Here is an 18,408-nt window from a genome sequence, read left to right on the forward strand (position 1 = left end):
GAAAGGTAGCACATGATGAGATCGTAGAAAATGCCTACTCTGGACCTAACGGGGAGGACGCCATGGCATCTGCGGAGTTCGCCAGCTATTGGCGTTATCGCGGTCTCGGCGGTCTGGATCTGATGCGGGCGCGTTTCGTCCGGCGCCGGTTCGCCCGGCACAGCCACGAGACGTACGCGATCGGGACGCTGGAGGCGGGCCTGGAGGAGATCCGTTTCGCCGACGGCGTCGAGTACGCGGGCATGGACGACGTCGTGCTGATCGAGCCCGGCATCGTCCACACCGGCGAGCCCCCGACCGCCGACGGGTGGACGTACCGGGTGCTGTACCCGAGCGTCGGGCAGGTGCGGGAGGTCGCGGACGAGCTCGGCCTGCCCGCTGGGATCCCGTCGTTCGACCGGAGGGTGGTGTCCGACGTACGGGTGGCCCGGCGGGTGACGGCGGCCCATCGCGCGGCGGAGTCCGGCCCGTCGCTGGCCGCCGACTCCCAGCTGCACGCACTGCTGACCCTCGTGCTCGGCGCGTACGGCACGCGACTCCCGAGGCGCCCGGCCCGCTCGGCCGGGCGGAGGAGTATGGCCCGGATCCGCGACCTGCTGCACGCGACCATGCCGGACCCGCCCGGCCTGAACGAGCTGGCCGCCGCGGCCGGGCTCACGCCGTTCGCGCTGTTGCGCTCGTTCCGGCGCGCGTACGGCATGCCGCCGCACGCGTACGTGACCCAGCTGCGCGTCGCGAAGGCCCGCGAGCTGCTGCGACAGGGCACGCCGCCGGCCGAGGCCGCGGTGGCGGTGGGGTTCTGCGACCAGTCGCACCTGTCGCGGCACTTCCGGAGCCTCGTCGGCGTCCCGCCCCGCGCCTACCAGCGCGGGGTGCAATAACGTCCAATCCTTGACCTCCGCCACCGGTCTACGGTGCCTCGCGTGACGACCGACGAAAGTGCTCTTCCCCTCGAACTCGACCGATCCGCCGTCGCCCGGCTGGGCCGCCAGGCGGTGGACTTCCTGGCCGACTGGGTCGCCGAGCTGGACTCGGCGCCCGCGAGCGACTACGGGCGGGCGGACCGGCCGGCCACCGAGCTGCTCCGGCCGCCTGCCGACGGGCCCGGCGACTTCGGCGCGCTCCTGGAGACGTTCCGGCAGGCGGCCGGGCAAGGCGTGAACACGGCGGGGCCCGGCTATCTGGCCTACTTCCCGGCGGGCGGGCTGGTCACCGCGGCGCTGGCGGAGCTGCTCGCCCAGACCGCCAACCGCTTCACCGGCGTGGCCCAGATGTCACCCGCCCTGGTCGCCATGGAACACGGGGTGCTGACCTGGTTCTGCGACCGCTTCGGCCTGCCCGCGGGCGCGGGCGGGCTGGTCACGACGGGCGGCTCGCCGGCCACGTTGTCGGCGCTGCTCGCCGCCCGGCACGGCCGCCCCGGCGACGGCACGTTGTACGTGACCGAGCACACGCACTACTGCGTCGCCAAGGCCGCCCGCATCGCGGGCCTGCCTCCGGAGCGGATCCGCGTCGTGCCCGCCACCGCGGACCTGCGCATGGACGTCGCGGCGGCGGCCAGGATGATCGCCGACGACCGCGCGGCGGGACTGCACCCGTTCCTGCTGGTCGCCACCGCCGGAACCACCAGCTCCGGCACCGTCGATCCCCTGCCCGAGCTGGGCGAACTGGCCCGCCGCGAAGGGCTCTGGTTCCACGTGGACGCCGCCTATGGCGGCGGCTTCCAGCTCACCGAGCGCGGCCGGACCCGGCTCGCCGGGATCGAGGCCGCCGACTCGATCGTGCTGGACCCGCACAAGAGCCTCTTCCTCCCGTACGGCACCGGCCTGCTGCTGGTACGCGACCCGGCCGTGCTCCACGCCGCCCACGCGGCCGACGGCCGGTACCTTCAGGACCTGCGGGCGCTGGACGGCCTGCCCGACTACGGACACCTCGGGGTGGAGCTGACCAGGGAGTTCCGCGGCCTGCGGCTGTGGCTGCCGCTGCACCTGCACGGCGTGGGCGCCTTCGAGCGGGAGCTGGACGAGAAGCTCGACCTCGCCGGCCACGTCCACCGCCGGCTGGCCCAGGACCCGCGCTTCGAGGTGCCGTGGCGGCCGGACCTGACGGTCGTGCTCTTCCGGCTGCGCGGCACGGACGAGCGAAACCGGCGGCTCCTGGCGGACGTCAACGACACCCGGCGCGTGTTCCTGAGCAGCACCACCGTCGACGGGCGGTTCTTCCTGCGCCTGTGCGTGCTCAGCTTCCGCACCCACGCCGACCGCGTCGAGGAGGCCCTGGGCATCATCGGCACGGCGGCGTGAGCGACGGGCCTAATGCTTGATGGGCAGGTCCTTGCGGGCCTGCTCCAGGTCCTTCTTCCAGATCCACAGCCGGTTCGGCGGCGGGACCTGGTGGTAGCCGAACAGGCCGACCTCGGTCAGGGTGCGCAGGTCCACGCACACGCGCTCGTAGGCGTTCGCGACGGCCTCGGCGGGGTTCTTCAGGTCATTGGTGCCGAGCTTGACGCAGGCCCGGTACTCGTAACCCAGCAGCAGCTCCGGGCCGAACTGCGCCCACGCGCCGCGCTTCTGCTGCCAGGCCACCTCGGCCTCGTCGAGCATCAGGTTCAGGTCGAACGAGGGCGGGATGGAGGGGTAGATGAGGAAGCTGGCGGCCCACCCGAGGGACAGCAGGTCGAGGTTGAAGGTGCGGCGCTGCGGGTCGTCGCGGGGCGGCATCGGGTCCGACGTCCCGCCGGCGAACCAGGGCGCGGTGTAGGCCAGCAGGCGACCGTGGTTCTCGACGAGCTCGCCGGTGGCGATGACGGCCAGCTTGCGCTGGGTGCCGTCCGGGCGGGTCAGGCGGGTCTTCACCATGGTCTTGTGCGCCTCGGCCGCCAGCTGGCCGGCGGTCATGTGGTGGTCCGCGGCGTTCGGGGTGATGCGCGAGATGAGGTATTCGCGTAGATGCTCGGGGATGGCGTCGTACGTGCCGTCCTGCAGCCGGGCCTTGGTGCGATCGAGCGCGGCCTGGGCCGTGACCGGGGTGCCCCCGAAGTGGGTTTCCGGGGTGTCGATGGACACCATGCGGACCGACATTTCGATCTTCGGGGTGTCACCGTCGACCACGTCGGTGAGCTTGTAGTCATTGGCGGGACGGCTGGGCCCGACGAAGCCGAGATTGATCATTTTGCGCTCCAACACCGGGTGAGACCTGGAGCGCCAACATCGCAGCCGATCGGTCTTCCCCGGCGACTGACACGCTGACCTGGGACGACGTAGATCGAAAACATTGACCAAGATCTACCTGAGTGGCCTTGCGCGTGGGGGTCAGGTGCTCGGGCCCCAGGTGAGGGAGAGGCCGGTGGCGGCCCGTTCTGTGCGGATCTCCATCATGCTGCCCAGGATGGTGGCGTGGTCGGCGACCAGCGCGGTGGCGTCGAGCGCGTACGTGATCCGCTCGCTGAGGAAGACCGGGCTGCCGGGCGGCTCCCCGAGGTGCGCCGCGACGGCCGGGTCGAGCCGGCCGGGCCGGATCTTCTCCGAGGCGCGCGCCACCGCCACGCCGCAGTCGGCGAGGGCGCCGTAGAGGGAGACGGCGGTGAAGTCGCGGTCGCGGATCTGCTCGGCCGCCGGCCGCCGGATCCAGGAGACCTGGTGGATCGCGGGGCGGCCGGCGAACTCGCGCACCCGTTCCAGTCGCAGCGCGCTCTCGCCGGGTGCGGTGCGCAGCTGCGTGGCGACCCCGGCCGGGACCCGGCGCAGCGAACGCCCGAGCACGACCGTGCGTACCTCGTGGCCCTGCTTCCTGAGGTCGTCGGCGAGGCTCTGCAGGGAGCCCAGCTGGTAGGCCAGGTGCGGCGGGGACACGAACGTGCCCCGGCCGGCCTGCTGCACGATCAGCCCTTCGTCGCTGAGCTGCCGGAGCGCCTGGCGGAGGGTCATCAGGGTGACCCCGTACGAGGCGCTCAGCTCGCGTTGGGGCGGCAGCGCCGCGCCGGGAGCGTAATGTCCCGACCGGATCTTCGCGGCGAGGTCGGCGGCTATGGCGCGGTACCTCGCCTCGTGTCCGGCGTCGCGGGCCATCGTGTCTCGTCACGCTCCTGGTCAAGGGCCCGCCGCAGGCCCGTCAGGTAGGCGCCGACGTCGTCCGGCGCCGCCCCGTCGAGGATCCGGCGCATGATCGCGGCACCGATGACGACACCGTCGGCGCGCCGGGTGGCTTCCACGGCCTGTTCCGGCGTGGAAATGCCAAATCCTAGCAAGACCGGCCGGTCGCTGCCCTGCTTGATCCGTTCGGTGAGGGCCGCGGCGGGCTCGGCGAGCGCGGCCCGCTCGCCGGTGGTGCCCATCACCGAGACGGCGTAGACGAAGCCCCGGCTGCGGCGCGCGATCTCGTCCAGCCGTCGCCGCGGAGTCGCGGGGGAGGCGAGCAGGACCAGGTCGACGCCGGTGGCGGCGGCCGCGTCCGCCAGCTCGCCGGCCTCGTCCAGCGGCAGGTCGGGCACGATGAGCCCGGCGATCCCCGCCCGGCGCAGCGCCCGGCAGAACTCCGCGGGCCCGTCGCGCAGCACCAGGTTGTAGTAGGTGCTGGCGACCAGCGGCACGTCCAGGCGCAGCTCGGCGACCTCGGCCAGGATGCCGTGGGCCGTCGCGCCCCGGGCCAGCGCCGCGTCCGACGCCTCCTGGATGGTGGCGCCGTCGAGCGTCGGGTCGGAGAACGGCAGGCCGAGCTCGATCGCGTCCGCGCCGGCGGCGGCGAACGCCCGCAGGTAGCCGGTCCAGCCGGGGGTGATGCCGCCGGTCACGTACGGCATGAGCAGCTTGTGGCCGCCGTCGCGCCGGGCGCGCAGCGGGCTTTCGAGCAGGCCGGTGCTCATACCAGCTCCTTCAGGGTCGAGATGTCCTTGTCGCCCCTGCCGGACAGGGTGAGCAGGACCGTCGCACCCGGCGGCAGCTCGCCCGTACGCGCCGCGCGGATCACCCACGCGACCGCGTGCGCCGACTCCAGCGCCGGCACGATGCCCTCGGTACGGGCCAGCCGCACCGCCGCGTCCACCACCTCCTCGTCGGAGACCGTGACATAGCGCGCCCGGCCGAGGTCGCGCAGGTGGGCGTGCTCCGGCCCGACCCCCGGGTAGTCGAGGCCGGCGGCGATGGAGTGCGCCTCGGTGATCTGCCCGTGGTCGTCCTGGAGGAACAGCGAGCGGAAGCCGTGCAGCACGCCGAGGCTGCCCCTGGCCGCCCCGGCGCCTCCCTCCGCCTCCACCCCGACCAGCCGGGCGGCGGTGTCGACGAACCCGGCGAACGTGCCCGCCGCGTTGGAGCCGCCTCCCACGCAGGCCACGACGTAGTCGGGCACGGCGGCCGGGAGCGCCCCGGCGCACTGCCCGCGCGCCTCGTCGCCGATGACCCGCTGGAACTCGCGCACCATCCACGGGTACGGGTTGGGCCCGATGACCGAGCCGACGCAGTAGTACGCCTCCTCTGTCGCCGTCACCCAGTGGCGCATGGCCTCGCTGGTGGCGTCCTTGAGGGTACGGCTGCCGGTGCCGACCGGTACGACCTCGGTGCCCAGCATGCGCATCCGGAACACGTTCAGCTCCTGCCGCTCGACGTCCCGTTCCCCCATGAACACGGTCGCCGGCAGCCCCAGCACCGCGGCGGCGGTCGCGACGGCCACGCCGTGCTGCCCCGCGCCGGTCTCGGCGATCAGCCGCTTACGGCCCATCCGGAGCGCGAGCAGGGCCTGGCCCAGCACGTTATTGATCTTGTGGGAGCCGGTGTGGGCGAGATCCTCCCGCTTGAGCAGCAGGGTCACGCCCAGCTCCGCCGACAGCCGCCGCGCCGGGGTCAGCGGCGTGGGCCGCCCCACGTGCAGGGCCAGCGACTCCGCGAGGCTCTCGCGGAACGCCGGGTCGGTCCTGGCCTCCCGGAAGGCCGCCTCCACCTCCCGGCAGGCCGCGACCAGCGACTCCGGCACGTAGAGCCCGCCGTACTCCCCGAACCTGCCCCGCTCCCCGGGATCCTCCATCACACCTGGCCGCGTCGCCAGGACTCCTGCCGTCATGTGCCTCACCCATCTAGAACTGTTTCGACTGTTCTATAACTGTGGCACAGATGCCGTGGAAGCGCTACGCCGCCCCGGCGACGAGCCGCAGTCCGTCGTGTCCGTAGGCCCTGGCGAGGTGGGTGAGGGGCTGGCCGAAGAAGTCGGTGACCGCGAGGGCCTGTTCCTGCGAGGTGAGCGCGTGCCAGCCGAGGAACCGCTCGTCGCCGTACCAGGAGACGAAGGCGTCCGGCTCGAAGGGGATCCGGGCGGCCCGGGCGCCGTCGGCGGTCCGCCACAGGCAGGTCTGGCTCGTGCGTCCGGGGCAGTGGGTGGCGAAGAGCAGGCCGGAGGGGGACGCCCACTTCTGTCCGTCGATCAGCTTCCCGACGTTCTGGAGGCGCCGTTCGACGGTGCCGCCGAGGTCGAAGAACGTGACGTCGAGATCGTCGTCCGCGGTCTCGTAATCGCTTTCGGGGCCGGACTGCACGGCGACGGTCCTGGCATCACCTCCCCAGCGGAACGCTCCCGAGTAACGCTCTCCGTGGGTGACGTGGACGAACCGGGGTCGCATCGTGGCCAGGTCGATGATCACGAACCCGGTGATCACGCCCCGGTCGGTGGCGGTCAGCAGCAGCAGCCGGCCGTCCGGCGACCAGACGGGCGAGGCCACGCCCATGGGAGCCTTGACCGTGGGGATCCGCCGGACCGACCGCGTCCCGGTGTCCAGGAGCGTCACCGGGTCCCGGCCGCGCGCGGGGTAGTTCTCCGTCGTCCGGGCTCCCCAGGCGCCGCTCGGCGAGAGCGCGTGCACCTTCGTGCCCAGCCGGGTGAAGGTCCCCTTCGCGCGGACGTAGGGGTGCCCGTCCAGCAGGTACGCGGTGACCACGGGTGGGGCCGTGATGTCCTGGGCCACCGTCACCTTCGTCCCCGGCAGGCGGGACAGGCCGAGCCGCCGCGAAGGCGCGACGGGAAGCGCGGTCCGCGCCTGGACGCCGGGGCCCGCGTCGCGTATCCGGTCGGCGATCGAGCCGGCGAGCGCCGTCAACCGGCGCCGGACGGAGAGGTCGCCCGACGCCACGGCCACCACCGCCGGGCCGGTCCGGAAGTAGATCCTGGCCGGCGGGGAGGAGTCCGCCACGGCCTGATCCCCGATCCCGGCGGCGGGCCGATACGCGTAGACGTCTCCCAGCGTCTCGACCATGTCCGCGGCCTCGTCGGCGTCGCCGGCGATCCAGAGCACGCGGACGCTGAAGGAGCCGCCGCCCGGCTCGGCGTAGCGGCAGGAGACGGATCTGGGCAGCGTGTACCTGTACAGGGTGGTCTGGGGTGGGCCGGGGGAGAACGTCCCTCCCGGCAGGAGCGCGCAGGCGTCCGGCCAGCGGCCCGGGTCCACGCCCCCGAGCAGCGATGGGCCTCTGCCCGGCGGGAGGCGCCGCAGGGCCGAGAAGCGCACGCGGCGCGTCTGTCCCGCCGCCGGAATGACGCTCCCGACGTAGAGCCGCTGACCGGCCGACGCCAGCACCTCGGCCGGGACGGGCAGGGTGTACGAGGTCGCCGCGCCGGTCCCGGGATCGATCGCATCGACGACCGGGAAACCGCCGAGCCCTGCCCGGGCTGCGATGCCGCCCTCGACCAGCTTCGCGTACACCGGGGCGGGCCTCACCTGCCACAGGGGCGCGCCGTCCGGCCAGGACGTCGCCGCCAGGACGTCGTCCTCGCCGCTGTGATAGGTCGTCAGCACGAGGCCGGGCCCTCGGACCACGGCGCATCGCGGCCAGCATTCGCCGTGATGGAGCACGGCCCGCCCGCGGTCGTCGAACAGGGTCATCGCGCGGTCGCCGGAGACCGCGATCATCCCCTCGGCCACCTGGAAGTCCGGGGAGGTCCCCGCGGGGAGCGGGATAGAGCGGAGCGTCGTACCCGTGGCGGCGTCCAGCAGGAGCACGCGCGGCGACCGGCCGCAGGCGAGGAACAGCACCACGTCGGCGGCGCGGGCCGCCGAGCCGGAGACGTCGCACCCGGCGGGCATGCGGAAACTCCACATGTCGCGGCCCGCTCCGGTCGAGATCCCCCTGATCGCGCCGGTTTCCAGATCCTTGACGGCGAACACCGGCGAGCCAGCCCGGGGAGCCGACGATCTCCGCCAGCCCGGCGGGAGGGACGTCCGCTGCCTGCGCCAGAGCTCCTTGCCGGTGGTGCTCGACACCGCGACCAGCTCGTGCCTGCCGCTCGCCCGCTCGGCCGGCTGGTAGTAGTCGATCACGACGACGTCCGAGGAGAGGTCCCAGCCCGTGGCGGACGCCGTGGTGAGCTGGTGCTTCCACCTCGGGCGCCCGTCGTCCGCCCCGAACGCGAGCACGCCCCGCGCGGTGCGTACGAGGAGGTCGCGGGAGGTCAGGGCGTGCTCGTAGCCGTCGCGCGTGATGGGCACGTCGGCGTGCCAGAGGGGGACGAGCCGCGCGCTCGGCAGGGCGCCGGCCGGCGCGCTCGCCGGCACCGGGACCAGGCCCAGGAGGAGGGCGGCCAGGAGGGCTAGTCTTGTCGTTGCTCGTGGCACGGCCGGTTCCTCTTCCAGGCCCGATAGCCCGCGCCGAGAGTGGGATCGCCGTAAACGGCGGCGTACTTCTTGGCCTCTCCCGTGACCCTGAACGGCTGCCCGTCGGCCTCGCCGAAGAACGCGCTCGTGGGCTGCCCGTCGGCCTTGTAGACGTAGACCACCTCGATGTCCCACTCGTACCAGCGGTGCTCGGCCCGCACGGTGAAGTCGACCGTGACGCGCTCGCCATCGGCCAGGTCGATGCTCTTGGGCAGGTACCGCGAGCCTCCGCCTTCAGGCGCCTGGAGGTCGAGGTTCACATCGATCTTGTACTCGGTTCCCTCCCCCTGGGCGGGAACGGTGAGGCAGGTGCCCGTCGGAACGGGACCGGACCGGAGGACCCGGGGCCGGACGTCGATGATCCTGATCGGCTCGCTGCGCTGCCCTTGGAGGACGATGACCACGTTCATCTTCCCCACGCGCGCCGCGTGATTGCGTGACAGCATCTCGACCAGCTGCTTGAAGCTCGGGCCTCGCATCAGCAGGGCGTGATCGACGGGCGGCAGCCGGTCGCGCGTCGCCACGGACTCCGTCACGTAGAGCCTCGACGTGACCGTGCCGGCCAGCGCCGGTGCGCCGGTCAGATCCCGGGCCGCGTCCACCAGAGTGGGCCACATGCCGGCCACCACGCCGCAGAGCACCAGCACGACCCCGGCGGCGATCAGCCGGGGGAGCCTGGGGGTGCCCCGTGAGTTGATCGTCACGTCCCGTGCGGACGTGATCTGGATGTTGTCCCCGCCGACCACCGCATCGCGCAGCACCGGGGCCGCGGCGGCCGGCTGATCCGGCTCCGTGCCGGGCAGGCGGGTCATGCTGCCACCCGGAGGCTACCGGCCACCGCACGGGCGAGCCGCATCGTGACGTCGCGGTCCCCCGCGCCGTCCATGCGGACCAGTGCGCCGCCCACTCGTACGACCGCCGCGTCGGTCATCGAGCTGTTGACGTACAACCGCACCCCGGGCTCGAGGCTGGAAATCCCGCTGAAGTCATCCTCGCCGAACCTGACGACGATGGCTTCGAGCGTCGTCTCCGCCTCGCCCGCCGTCGCGCTCACCCACAGGACGCTGAGCGTGAGCACGGGGTGCTTCGCGTCGTCGGGGACCAGGTCACAGCCGGTGGGTGTGTTCAGGCCGAGTTCGGGCGGGCCCGGCCGGGGGAGGGGCCGGTAGCGGGCCTTGGGGAACTCGGCCGCCAGCGCCGAGGCTGGGACGAGTGAGCAGGCGTCCGGCCAGCTCCGGCGCTCGACGCCGCCTCTCGCCGTGAGGCCGGGGTCGGTCACCGGCGGCGGGACCGTCTTGTACGCCAGCACCGGCTTCATGTCCTTGTCCGTCTCGGGGGCGACGAGCAACGCGTACCGGCTGATGCCGATCACTTCCTCGTAGATCGGGATCGTGGCAACAGGTGTCTGCTTCCCCGTCACCGGATCCACCGCCACGATGACGGACCTTTGGAGTGCGGCGAGCCGCCTCGTCCCGTAGATCCGCCCGTCGACCGCCACGACCGTCTCGAACTCTCCCGCCTCGCCGTGGATGGGCGTGACGCGGCGCGAACGGCGGTCCACCGCGTCCGCCACCACGGACTTGCTGACGTCGTCCTGCCGCACGACCAGCAGGCCCTCGGCCGTGGCGACCCACGAGCACGAGCACGTCTCCCCTGCGAGGTGCTCGTAGAGCAACCGCCCGTCGGCGTCGTAGACGGTGAAGGCGTTGTCGCTCTCCACTCCGATCGCCCGGCCGAAGACCGAGATCAGGGGAGTCCCCGAGGGGAAGACCTCCCGTTCCCAGAGGAGACGCCCGGTGGAGACCTCCAGCGCGCGCAGGCGGGCATGTCCGGCGCAGTTCATCAAGAACGCGGCCACCGACTCGTCCGCGCTTCCCGAGGCGAGGTGGCATCCGGGGGAAACGGCGGACTCCCACCGCGGCTGCCCGTCCACGGCGTCGAGAGCCCGCACCACGTCGACGGAGGGAATGTGGATCAGCACCCGTTGCCGGCCTGTACCGAGGTACGTGAAGTAGGGATCAGGCAGGTCGGAGCCGTAGAACCCGGACGTGAGGTTCCAGAGGACCGCCCCGGTGCGCCCGTTGAAGGCGAGCAGGCTGTCGCCCTGAGGGACCTCGTCGTCGTTCTCGTCGTCGCGCTGGGCCACCGCGATGACGTAGTCACCGGTGACATCGAGCCGTTCGTCCAGCGGCGTGTAGCCGTCGATGTCCGACGTGCTGAAGGACCACAGGCTCTGACCCGTCACGGCGTTCCTGGCTTGGATCTGCTCGCCGTGCGTCAGGATCAGGACGTCGTCCAGGAAGAGCGCGCCGGGCCAGTCGTCGCGGAAATGGGCCTGCCATAACAGGGAACGAATCCCGGCAGGAATGGCCGGTCCCGGCTGCTCCACGGGAAAACGCGGGGCCGGTGGGGCGAGAATCGCGAGGCAGAGGAGGCACAGCAGGGCGTGCCACACCCACGACTCGCGAATCCGCCATCCCGTGATCACGAGATATGCCTGGTAAACGCTTCAGCGCCGGCGGATGTCGATATCCCGCGCCTGCCCTATCTGGATGTTGTCACCGGATATCGAGCTGCCGGAGACTATCTGGCTGCCGTCGTTGGCGACGATCGCGCCGGCGGGGGCCGTCCGCAGCAGCTCCGTGACGTCTCTGACCAGCTCGGGATCGGCGGCCATGGCCCTTTTCAGCTGGCCGCGCAGCGCGGCGACGAGGTCCTCGTCCTCGGGCGTCTCCACCACGTCCTGTACGGCGGATTCGATGCGGTCGCGACTCTCCTCCCGCTTGACGAAACGCTGCAGCAGCCGGCGCCCGAGGTTCACCGACTCGTCGGCGGCCAGGTCCTGCGTTTTGGTCAGCACCGCGGCCCCGTAAGCGCCGATGGCCGCCGTTATATAGGGCATGACCTGGCCGGCGATCGCAACGATGTCCACGCGCCCCTCCTCGCTTTCTCATTTCATCAACTCCGATAAGGAAAGGGTTACATCATTCGTGATCGCCGGGCCATGGATGACGACGTGAGCATGGCTCGCGGGCGGGCGGGGATATTTCCGGTGCTCTCCCGTCAACCGGACGTGAGCCTCAGGGAGTGTCAGGAGGTGGCACGACCGACGAGAGGAGCGCGGGTGGATGCGGAATTCGTGAGTTTCGTGCGGCACCGGGGAGATCATCATCTGAAAACGGCGGTCCTGCTCACCGGCGACTGGCATACGGCTGAGGATCTGGTCCAGTCCTGCCTGGGCAAGCTGTATCGCGTGTGGCATCGGCTGGACACCAGCAGCGACCCCGACGCCTACCTGCGCCGGATCCTGGTCAACACGTACCGGTCCTGGTGGCGTGCCCGGTGGCGGCGCGAGATCCCGCGCGCCGAGTTGCCCGAGTTGCCCGGTCCCGGTGACGTGGGGGACACCCGGGCCGTGGCCGAGGACGTACGGCAGGCGCTGGCGCGACTGCCTGCCAGGCAGCGGACGGCCCTGGTGCTGCGGTTCTTCGCCGACCTGCCGGAAGCCGAGGTCGCCGATCTGATGGGCTGCTCACCGGGGACGGTCAAGACCCACACGCATCGCGGCCTGCAGGCGATGCGGCGGCTGATCTCTCCCGACACGCTGGTCAACCGAACCGAGGACGAAGGGAGTGGGATCCGGTGAGACACCGACACGAGGAGCCGTCCATGAACGAGCACGAACTCCGCACGCTGCTCATCAAAGCGACCGAGGACCGGCCGGCGGGCATCGACCTCATGCCGGCGATGCCGAGGCGCCGACTGGCCAGGGTCCTGGTCCCGGTCGCCGCGCTGGCCGTCGCCGCCGCGGTGGCCGCGGTCGCGGTGGTGCTGCCCGCGACCCAGTCGTCGGCGCAGGCCCAGGTGATCGCCGCGGTCGAGAACACCAGCCAGGAGAGCTACCGCATCCATGTCACGTCCGATGCCAAGGTGTTCGACGGCGCCATCGACCCCGTCCGGCGGATGGGCGTCATCACGAGGCAGGACGGGGCCGAAACCCGGTTCGTCGGCGATCTGATGTACGTCCGGGAGAGCGGCGCCGCGACGTGGCTGGTCTCGCCGCGCGCCGACGCCGACCTGGCGGGCGCGCCGCCGGTCATCGCCCTGGTCAAGCTCGCTCCCATCGACCCTCATGCGGCCCTGGAGCGGCTCCGTACGGCCACTGACGTCCGCGAGGCCGGCACAGCCTCCGGGCAGGGCTGGGCCGGGCAGCGGTTCGCGTTCTCGCTGGAGGCCGGGGGCGGTGCCGACGTGAAGGCGGGCACGGCGGAGGCGGCCACGGGCACCGTGGACGTGGACGACCAGGGCCGGATCCGGCACCTGGAAGTCGCCTTCGGCGATTCCGGCAACCGGAACGTCATGGACTTCAGCGACTTCGGCACCCCCGTCTCGGTCACCGCTCCGCCCACCGACCAGGTACGGCAGCCGCCCGCCGACAAGCTCGGCAAGCCGACCGGGAAGCCGACCGACAGGGCGCGGCAGGACTCCGGTGACAAGGTCGGGGAGCCCACCACCAAGACGTCCTGACCGGCCACGCGCGAGGCCCGGACACGTCGCCGCGGGCGATGTCACATTCGCCGGCATGGAGAGCTCTCAGGAGGCGAACACCGCCTTCCAGGGAGCTCTCTTGACCACCGCCTATGTCGTCACCGCCCTCGTGACCATCGCCGCCAACACGTTCTCGGGCTTCGCCGCCATCACCCGGCTCGAACCGATCATGCGGACTCTCGGCCCCGCCCTGAAGACGGCGGGAGTGCCCGAGTCCTGGCTGGTCTTCCCGATCGGCGTCCTCAAGGTCGCGGGCGCGCTCGGGCTGGCGCTCGGCCTCCTCGGCGTGCCGCCGATCGGCACGGCCGCCGCGGCCGGGCTCATCCTCTACTTCGTCTGCGCCCTCTACACCCACCTGCGCGTCAGCGACTTCTCGCCGATGTTCTTCCTGGCGATCGGGTTTCTCGGGCTGGCGGCGGCCACGCTGGCGCTGGACCTCCTGAGGTGAAGCGGCGGCTACGAGTCTGCCGTGGCCAGCTCGGACAGGTTCATCGCAATCGCGTGGTGGACCGCGGGGACCCAGTCCAGCGCGCGCAGGGCCGTGTTGCGCAGGGAGCGCAGCGGGCCGTTGCCGACCGTCGCGATCCTCGTCATCCGGTGGGTGAAGGCGACCACGTCCTCGGCGACGGGACGGCGCTCGGTCCCGTACGTGTCCAGGATCGTCTCGGGAGCGCCGTCGCGCAGCACGGCGGTGAGCTTCCCGGCAAGGGAGAGGGCGTCCTGGATGCCGGTGTTCATGCCCTGGCCGCCGGCCGGGCTGTGGACGTGGGCCGCGTCGCCGGCCAGGAAGATCCGGCCCGCCCGGTAGCGCTCGGCCAGGCGGTGGTGGACACGGAACCGCGAGCTCCAGACGAGGTCCGTGACCGTGGCCGGGTTGGTACGCGGCCCGCGGGTGTCGAGGAGCGACTGGATGTCGGCGACGCCGGGACGCTCCGGAGCCTCCTCGACCGTCGCGACGATCCGGTGGCGGCCGCCCGGCAGCGGCGCGACGACGGTCACCCCTTCGGGGGCGAAGTAGAGAGCGACCTCGTCGCTGGGACCCGCCCAGTCGAGGCGGACGTCGGCCAGCACGAACGACTGGGCGTAGGTGTCGCCCGTGAACGCGATCCCGGCCTGCTCGCGCACCGTGCTGTGCATGCCGTCGGCGCCGACGGCGTACGAGGCGCGGATCTGGCGGCCGTCGGACGTCGTGGCGGTGACCCCGGTGGCGCTCTGCTCGACGGCCGTGACCGCGTACGGGCGGTGGACGGTGCCGCCCGCGGCCCGGAGCCGGTCCAGCAGCACCTGCTCGGTGATGTCCTGGGGCACCAGCAGCGTGTACGGGAAGTCGGTCGGCAGCTTGTCGAAGGCCACGGTCAGCAGGACCCGGTCGCGGTCGCGTACGGTGAAGCGGGGCACGGTGACCCCCCTCGACACCAGCTCGTCGCTGACGTCGATCGCGCGCAGCACCTCCAGGGTGCGGGCGTGCACGACCGCGGCCCGCGAGGTGTTGGCGCCGCTCGCCGCCTTGTCCACCAGGACGGCGTCCACGCCCTGCCGGGCCAGCGAGGTGGCCAGGGCCAGGCCGGCCGGGCCCGCGCCGACGATCAGGACGTCCGTGCCGGCCGGAAGTTGTGCGTTCATACCGCGAAATCCCCTTGTCTTCAGTAGTAGTTGCGCATCAGTTCGGTCGCCCAGGCCGGCTGTACGGTCTCGCCCTGCGGCCCGAACTCCGCCATGTAGGGCTTGAGATCGAGGACCGGGCTGCCGTCGATGGCGTCCAGACCGCGTACGCGCACGTCGAGGCCGTCCACGGCGAGCAGGCGGCAGCGGGAGACCCCCAGCCTGTTCGGCCGGTTCTTGGCCCGCTGCGCGAAGATGCCCACCGGCGGCCAGTCCGGATTGCCCCTCGGGCGGCGGGCCGCGGTGTGCACCGACTCCGGGTCCACCAGGTGGAAGAGGAACACCACCTCCAGGTGCGAGAACGCGTCCAGCCCCGCGAGGGAGTCCGGCTGGAACTGCGTCCCGTCGAGGCGGATCACCGCTTCCTCGGTGTTCCAGTCGTCGTCGAACGCCTCGGTGCGCCCGCCCACGACGGTGCCCACCGGTTGCAGGGTGACGGCGTGCTCCACGGCTTCCTCCAATGTCGGGGTTTCCGCTCACGACCGTAAGGGCCGGGGCTCGCGGGTGAATAAGTCACGATGACCGGGTTGCTCGCGGGCGGCGGAGGCCGCTTAGGTAGGGTCGGGGCATCATGATCGGGCGAAACGCCGAGATCGCCCTACTCAGCGGGCTGATCGCCGAGTCCGGGACCGGCCGGGGCAATGCCGTCGTCGTGTACGGAGAGGCCGGGATCGGCAAGTCGGCGCTGCTGGCGGAGGCCGCGCGGGCGGCGGGCGACGACGTGCTGGTGCTGCGGATCACCGGCGTGGAGGCCGAGGCCGAGCTGCCCTTCGCCGCCCTGCACCTGCTGCTGCGGCCGGCCCGGCACCTCGTCGCGGGGCTCCCGGAGGCGCAGCGGGCGGCCCTGCTCGGCGCGTTCGGCGAGAGCCAGGGCGGGGCCCAGGACCGCTTCCTCGTCGGGCTCGCGGTGCTGACCCTGCTCGCCGAGCTCGCCGAGGAACGTCCCCTGCTGTGCCTGATCGACGACGTGCAGTGGCTGGACCGCGCGTCGGCGGACGCGCTGGTGTTCGCGGCGCGCAGGCTGGGAGCCGAGCGGATCACCATGATCCTGGCCGCCCGCGACGACGGTGCGCAGCCGCCCGTGCAGGGCGTCCCGGAGCTGCGGCTCGCCGGTCTCGGCCGGGCGGACTGCGAGCGGCTGCTCGCCGGGTCGGCCGCCGATCTGGTGCCCGAGGCGCGGGACCGGGTGATCGAGGAGGCCGAGGGCAACCCGCTCGCGCTTCTGGAGTTCGCCGCGGCCCTCGTCCCCGAGCAGCGGGCGGGGCGGCTGGCTCCGCTGCCCCTGCAGGCGCCCAGGCTCCCCTTGCCCGGACGGCTCGAACAGTCGTTGCGTGCCGCCATCCGGCGGCTCCCCGAAGCCACGCAGCTGCTGCTCCTGGTCGCCGCGGCCGAGGGCTCGGGCAGCCTGGAGCTCGTCCTGCGGGCCGCGGAGGGCTTCGGGGCCGGGCTGCCCGACCTGGAGCCGGGCGAGCGCCACCACCTGGTGCAGATCTCCGACGGCCGGCTGCGCTTCCGCCATCCCCTGGTCAAGACCGCCGCGTACCATGAGGCGCCGCTCGCCCGGCGGGTGGCCGCCCATCGCGCGCTGGCGGACGCCCTTGACGGCGACGAGCACGCCGACCGCAGGGCCTGGCACCTGTCCGCCGCCGCCGTCGGTCCCGACGAGGAGATCTCGGACGTGCTGGCGGCGGCCGGGGAGCGGGCCCGGCAGCGGGGCAGCCACGCGTCGGCCGCGACGGCGTACGAGCGGGCCGCGCAGCTCACCGTCGATCAGGGCCGGCGGGCCCGCCGGCTGGCCGCCGCCGCCGAGTCGGCGATGGGCGCCGGGCAGCTGGCCCGCGCCGGCGCCGCGGCCGACCGGGGCCGGCGGCTGACCGGGGACCCCGTGGTGCTGGCCCGGCTGGTCGCCGTGCGGGCCGCGGTCGACTCCGAGCACGGCAGCCCGGCGCCGGCGGCGCTGATCGACGCGGCCGCCGGCATCGCCCGCACCGCGCCGGCCGACGCCGCGTCCCTGCTCGCGACCGCCGCCGCCGAGGCCTGGTTCGCCGGTGACCACGCCGCGCTCGGGCGGGCCGCGGAGCTGCTGGAATCCGTCGTGCCCGGCGACGACCCCGTGGCCGGAACGGTACGCGGCATGGAGCGGGTGGCCGCCGGCGACCCGGCCGCGGGGCTGCCGCTCATGCGCGCCGCCATCTCGCCGCGCGCCGCCACGGACCCGGTCGCCGGCACGTACGCGGTGTTCGGCGCGTTGATGACCGGCGACGACGAGGCGGCCTGCGAGCTGGCCGCGGCCCGCGTGGCCGCCTGCAGGGAGCAGGGCCTGATCGGCGCGCTGCCGCATGCCCTGCAGCTCCTCACCCAGGCGCAGCTCCTGCGGGGAAGGCACGCGGAGGCGGCGGAGTCGGGCGCCGAGGCCTGGCGGATCGCCCACGACACCGGGCAGACGGGGCGGCTGCGGCATCTGCACGGCATCCTGGCGTGGCTCGCCGCCGTCGAGGGCGAGGACGACACGTGCGTACGGCTCGCCGGCCAAGCCGACGGCGCCGCGCGGGAACGCCACGGATCGGGATGGGGCGGCTGCGCGCTGATCCTGCTCGACCTGGTACGAGCCCGGTACGACGCGGCGGCCGAGCGGATGGCGCGGATCCTCGACGGCCCGCTCGGTCACACCGTGATCGTCACCTTCGCCATGGCCGACCACGTCGAGGCCTGCGCCCGGCTGGGCGACCCGGGCCGGGCGGCCGAGGCGTTCGCCCGGTTCGACGCCTGGGCGGCGGCCAGCGGCCGGCCGGGCGCCGCCGCCGTCGCGCATCGCTGCCGCGCTCTCCTCGCCCCGCGCGGCGAGGCCGAGGCCCACTACGGCGCGGCGCTCGAGTGGCACGCCCGGGGCGGGCGGGTGTTCGAGCACGCCAGGACGGAGCTGCTGTACGGCGAATGGCTGCGGCGGGCCCGCCGGCGCTCCGACGCCGGGGCGCAGCTGCGCTCGGCGATGGGCCGCTTCGCCGCGCTGGGCGCCGCCCCCTGGGCCGAACGGGCCCGTACGGAGCTGGCCGCGACCGGCGCCCGCGCCGACCTGCCGGAGCTCGGTGTGGCGGCGAAACCGCTCGACGCGCTGACCCCTCAGGAGCTGCAGGTCGTCCGGCTCGCCGCGACGGGCGCCACGAACCGGCAGATCGGCGCCCAGCTCTTCCTCAGCCCGCGAACGGTGGGATTCCACCTGTACAAGGCGTACCCGAAGCTGGGGATCTCCTCGCGCGCCGACCTGGCGGGCCTCGACCTGGGCCGTCCCGCCTAGGGTCGGCGCCCCGACCGTACGATCACCGTCACCAGCAGGGCCAGGGCGAACGCCGCGCCCAGCATGAAGAGACCGAACCCGGCCAGCAGGTTCCAGTTACCCAGGTCCGACAGGACCGGGAGAGTGGGGTCCACGTAGTACAGGACGATCCACGCGACGCCGACGAACCAGGACACGCCCATTGCCGCGGCCAGGCGGCGGGCCAAGCGATTGGTCGGCGCTACACGAGCTTGAAGATCGGACACCGGCATCACCCCTGTTCGGTGGATCCAGC

At 72.8% G+C, this 18,408-nt stretch carries 17 protein-coding genes; 6 read left to right on the forward strand and 11 right to left on the reverse strand.

Annotated features, from left to right (window positions below):
- The first annotated feature begins 62 nt into the window (after positions 1 to 62).
- Positions 63 to 881 (forward strand): AraC family transcriptional regulator, encoded by an 819-nt coding sequence (locus AB0J87_RS29710; protein WP_363970357.1) that lies wholly within the window; start codon positions 63 to 65, stop codon positions 879 to 881.
- A 42-nt stretch (positions 882 to 923) separates the two neighbouring features.
- On the forward strand, positions 924 to 2,303 hold the full coding sequence (locus tag AB0J87_RS29715; protein ID WP_363970359.1) for an aminotransferase class V-fold PLP-dependent enzyme: 1,380 nt from the start codon (positions 924 to 926) through the stop codon (positions 2,301 to 2,303).
- A 9-nt stretch (positions 2,304 to 2,312) separates the two neighbouring features.
- Here AB0J87_RS29715 and AB0J87_RS29720 read toward each other — a convergent pair whose 3' ends face one another.
- The 8 genes from AB0J87_RS29720 to AB0J87_RS29755 form a co-directional block, all read right to left on the reverse strand.
- Positions 2,313 to 3,170: a hypothetical protein gene (locus AB0J87_RS29720; protein WP_363970361.1), complete on the reverse strand. Its 858-nt coding sequence runs from the start codon at positions 3,168 to 3,170 to the stop codon at positions 2,313 to 2,315.
- A gap of 141 nt (positions 3,171 to 3,311) precedes the next feature.
- A complete protein-coding gene (locus AB0J87_RS29725) occupies positions 3,312 to 4,067 on the reverse strand; it encodes a GntR family transcriptional regulator (RefSeq protein ID WP_355197769.1) in 756 nt (251 codons plus the stop codon).
- Entirely contained in the window at positions 4,025 to 4,861 is an 837-nt protein-coding gene (gene trpA / locus AB0J87_RS29730) for a tryptophan synthase subunit alpha (RefSeq protein ID WP_363970363.1), read from the reverse strand. Before trpA ends, AB0J87_RS29725 begins: the two co-directional genes overlap by 43 nt.
- A complete protein-coding gene (gene trpB / locus AB0J87_RS29735) occupies positions 4,858 to 6,051 on the reverse strand; it encodes a tryptophan synthase subunit beta (protein ID WP_363970365.1) in 1,194 nt (397 codons plus the stop codon). Before trpB ends, trpA begins: the two co-directional genes overlap by 4 nt.
- 64 nt (positions 6,052 to 6,115) lie before the next feature.
- A complete protein-coding gene (locus AB0J87_RS29740) occupies positions 6,116 to 8,590 on the reverse strand; it encodes a PQQ-binding-like beta-propeller repeat protein (RefSeq protein WP_363970367.1) in 2,475 nt (824 codons plus the stop codon).
- A complete protein-coding gene (locus tag AB0J87_RS29745; RefSeq protein ID WP_363970369.1) occupies positions 8,566 to 9,441 on the reverse strand; it encodes a hypothetical protein in 876 nt (291 codons plus the stop codon). Before AB0J87_RS29745 ends, AB0J87_RS29740 begins: the two co-directional genes overlap by 25 nt.
- Positions 9,438 to 11,117 (reverse strand): PQQ-binding-like beta-propeller repeat protein, encoded by a 1,680-nt coding sequence (locus AB0J87_RS29750; RefSeq protein ID WP_363970371.1) that lies wholly within the window; start codon positions 11,115 to 11,117, stop codon positions 9,438 to 9,440. The genes AB0J87_RS29745 and AB0J87_RS29750 overlap by 4 nt, the downstream gene beginning before the upstream one ends.
- Positions 11,118 to 11,138: 21 nt before the next feature.
- Complete coding sequence (locus AB0J87_RS29755) at positions 11,139 to 11,561, reverse strand: hypothetical protein (protein ID WP_363970373.1); 423 nt, start codon at positions 11,559 to 11,561, stop codon at positions 11,139 to 11,141.
- 192 nt (positions 11,562 to 11,753) lie between these two features.
- Here AB0J87_RS29755 and AB0J87_RS29760 point away from each other — a divergent pair, with 192 nt between their 5' ends.
- The 3 genes from AB0J87_RS29760 to AB0J87_RS29770 are packed head-to-tail and all read left to right on the forward strand — an operon-like array spanning position 11,754 to position 13,625.
- Positions 11,754 to 12,275 (forward strand): SigE family RNA polymerase sigma factor, encoded by a 522-nt coding sequence (locus AB0J87_RS29760; protein ID WP_363970374.1) that lies wholly within the window; start codon positions 11,754 to 11,756, stop codon positions 12,273 to 12,275.
- 23 nt (positions 12,276 to 12,298) lie between these two features.
- Entirely contained in the window at positions 12,299 to 13,156 is an 858-nt protein-coding gene (locus tag AB0J87_RS29765; RefSeq protein ID WP_363970376.1) for a hypothetical protein, read from the forward strand.
- 55 nt (positions 13,157 to 13,211) lie between these two features.
- Positions 13,212 to 13,625, forward strand: coding sequence for a DoxX family protein (locus AB0J87_RS29770; protein ID WP_363970378.1), 414 nt, complete (start codon positions 13,212 to 13,214; stop codon positions 13,623 to 13,625).
- A gap of 8 nt (positions 13,626 to 13,633) precedes the next feature.
- On the opposite strand, the gene AB0J87_RS29775 is transcribed toward AB0J87_RS29770, so the two are convergent.
- A complete protein-coding gene (locus tag AB0J87_RS29775) occupies positions 13,634 to 14,800 on the reverse strand; it encodes an FAD-dependent monooxygenase (RefSeq protein WP_363970380.1) in 1,167 nt (388 codons plus the stop codon).
- 20 nt (positions 14,801 to 14,820) lie between these two features.
- Positions 14,821 to 15,288, reverse strand: a complete 468-nt coding sequence (locus AB0J87_RS29780; RefSeq protein WP_350726122.1) for an SAM-dependent methyltransferase — start codon at positions 15,286 to 15,288, stop codon at positions 14,821 to 14,823.
- 122 nt (positions 15,289 to 15,410) lie between these two features.
- Between AB0J87_RS29780 and AB0J87_RS29785 the strand changes: the two genes are divergently transcribed.
- Complete coding sequence (locus tag AB0J87_RS29785) at positions 15,411 to 18,134, forward strand: AAA family ATPase (protein ID WP_363970382.1); 2,724 nt, start codon at positions 15,411 to 15,413, stop codon at positions 18,132 to 18,134.
- Here the strand turns inward: AB0J87_RS29785 and AB0J87_RS29790 are convergent.
- Positions 18,131 to 18,385 carry a cell division protein CrgA gene (locus AB0J87_RS29790; protein WP_363970384.1) on the reverse strand — a complete coding sequence of 85 codons (255 nt, stop codon included), beginning with the start codon at positions 18,383 to 18,385 and terminating at the stop codon, positions 18,131 to 18,133. The two genes, AB0J87_RS29785 and AB0J87_RS29790, sit on opposite strands and share 4 nt — an antisense overlap.
- Positions 18,386 to 18,408: the final 23 nt, after the last annotated feature.

Origin of the sequence: Nonomuraea sp. NPDC049625 (genome assembly GCF_040675285.1) — a bacterium.
Classification (GTDB): Bacteria; Actinomycetota; Actinomycetes; order Streptosporangiales; family Streptosporangiaceae; genus Nonomuraea; species Nonomuraea angiospora_A.

Coding starts and splice junctions, on each gene's coding strand:
- AB0J87_RS29775 (WP_363970380.1), bottom strand. CDS start 14,800: ATGAACGCACAACTTCCGGCCGGCACGGACGTCCTGATCGTCGGCGCG.
- trpA (WP_363970363.1), bottom strand. CDS start 4,861: ATGAGCACCGGCCTGCTCGAAAGCCCGCTGCGCGCCCGGCGCGACGGC.
- AB0J87_RS29765 (WP_363970376.1), top strand. CDS start 12,299: ATGAACGAGCACGAACTCCGCACGCTGCTCATCAAAGCGACCGAGGAC.
- AB0J87_RS29785 (WP_363970382.1), top strand. CDS start 15,411: ATGATCGGGCGAAACGCCGAGATCGCCCTACTCAGCGGGCTGATCGCC.
- AB0J87_RS29745 (WP_363970369.1), bottom strand. CDS start 9,441: ATGACCCGCCTGCCCGGCACGGAGCCGGATCAGCCGGCCGCCGCGGCC.
- AB0J87_RS29710 (WP_363970357.1), top strand. CDS start 63: ATGGCATCTGCGGAGTTCGCCAGCTATTGGCGTTATCGCGGTCTCGGC.
- trpB (WP_363970365.1), bottom strand. CDS start 6,051: ATGACGGCAGGAGTCCTGGCGACGCGGCCAGGTGTGATGGAGGATCCC.
- AB0J87_RS29770 (WP_363970378.1), top strand. CDS start 13,212: ATGGAGAGCTCTCAGGAGGCGAACACCGCCTTCCAGGGAGCTCTCTTG.
- AB0J87_RS29720 (WP_363970361.1), bottom strand. CDS start 3,170: ATGATCAATCTCGGCTTCGTCGGGCCCAGCCGTCCCGCCAATGACTAC.
- AB0J87_RS29725 (WP_355197769.1), bottom strand. CDS start 4,067: ATGGCCCGCGACGCCGGACACGAGGCGAGGTACCGCGCCATAGCCGCC.
- AB0J87_RS29790 (WP_363970384.1), bottom strand. CDS start 18,385: ATGCCGGTGTCCGATCTTCAAGCTCGTGTAGCGCCGACCAATCGCTTG.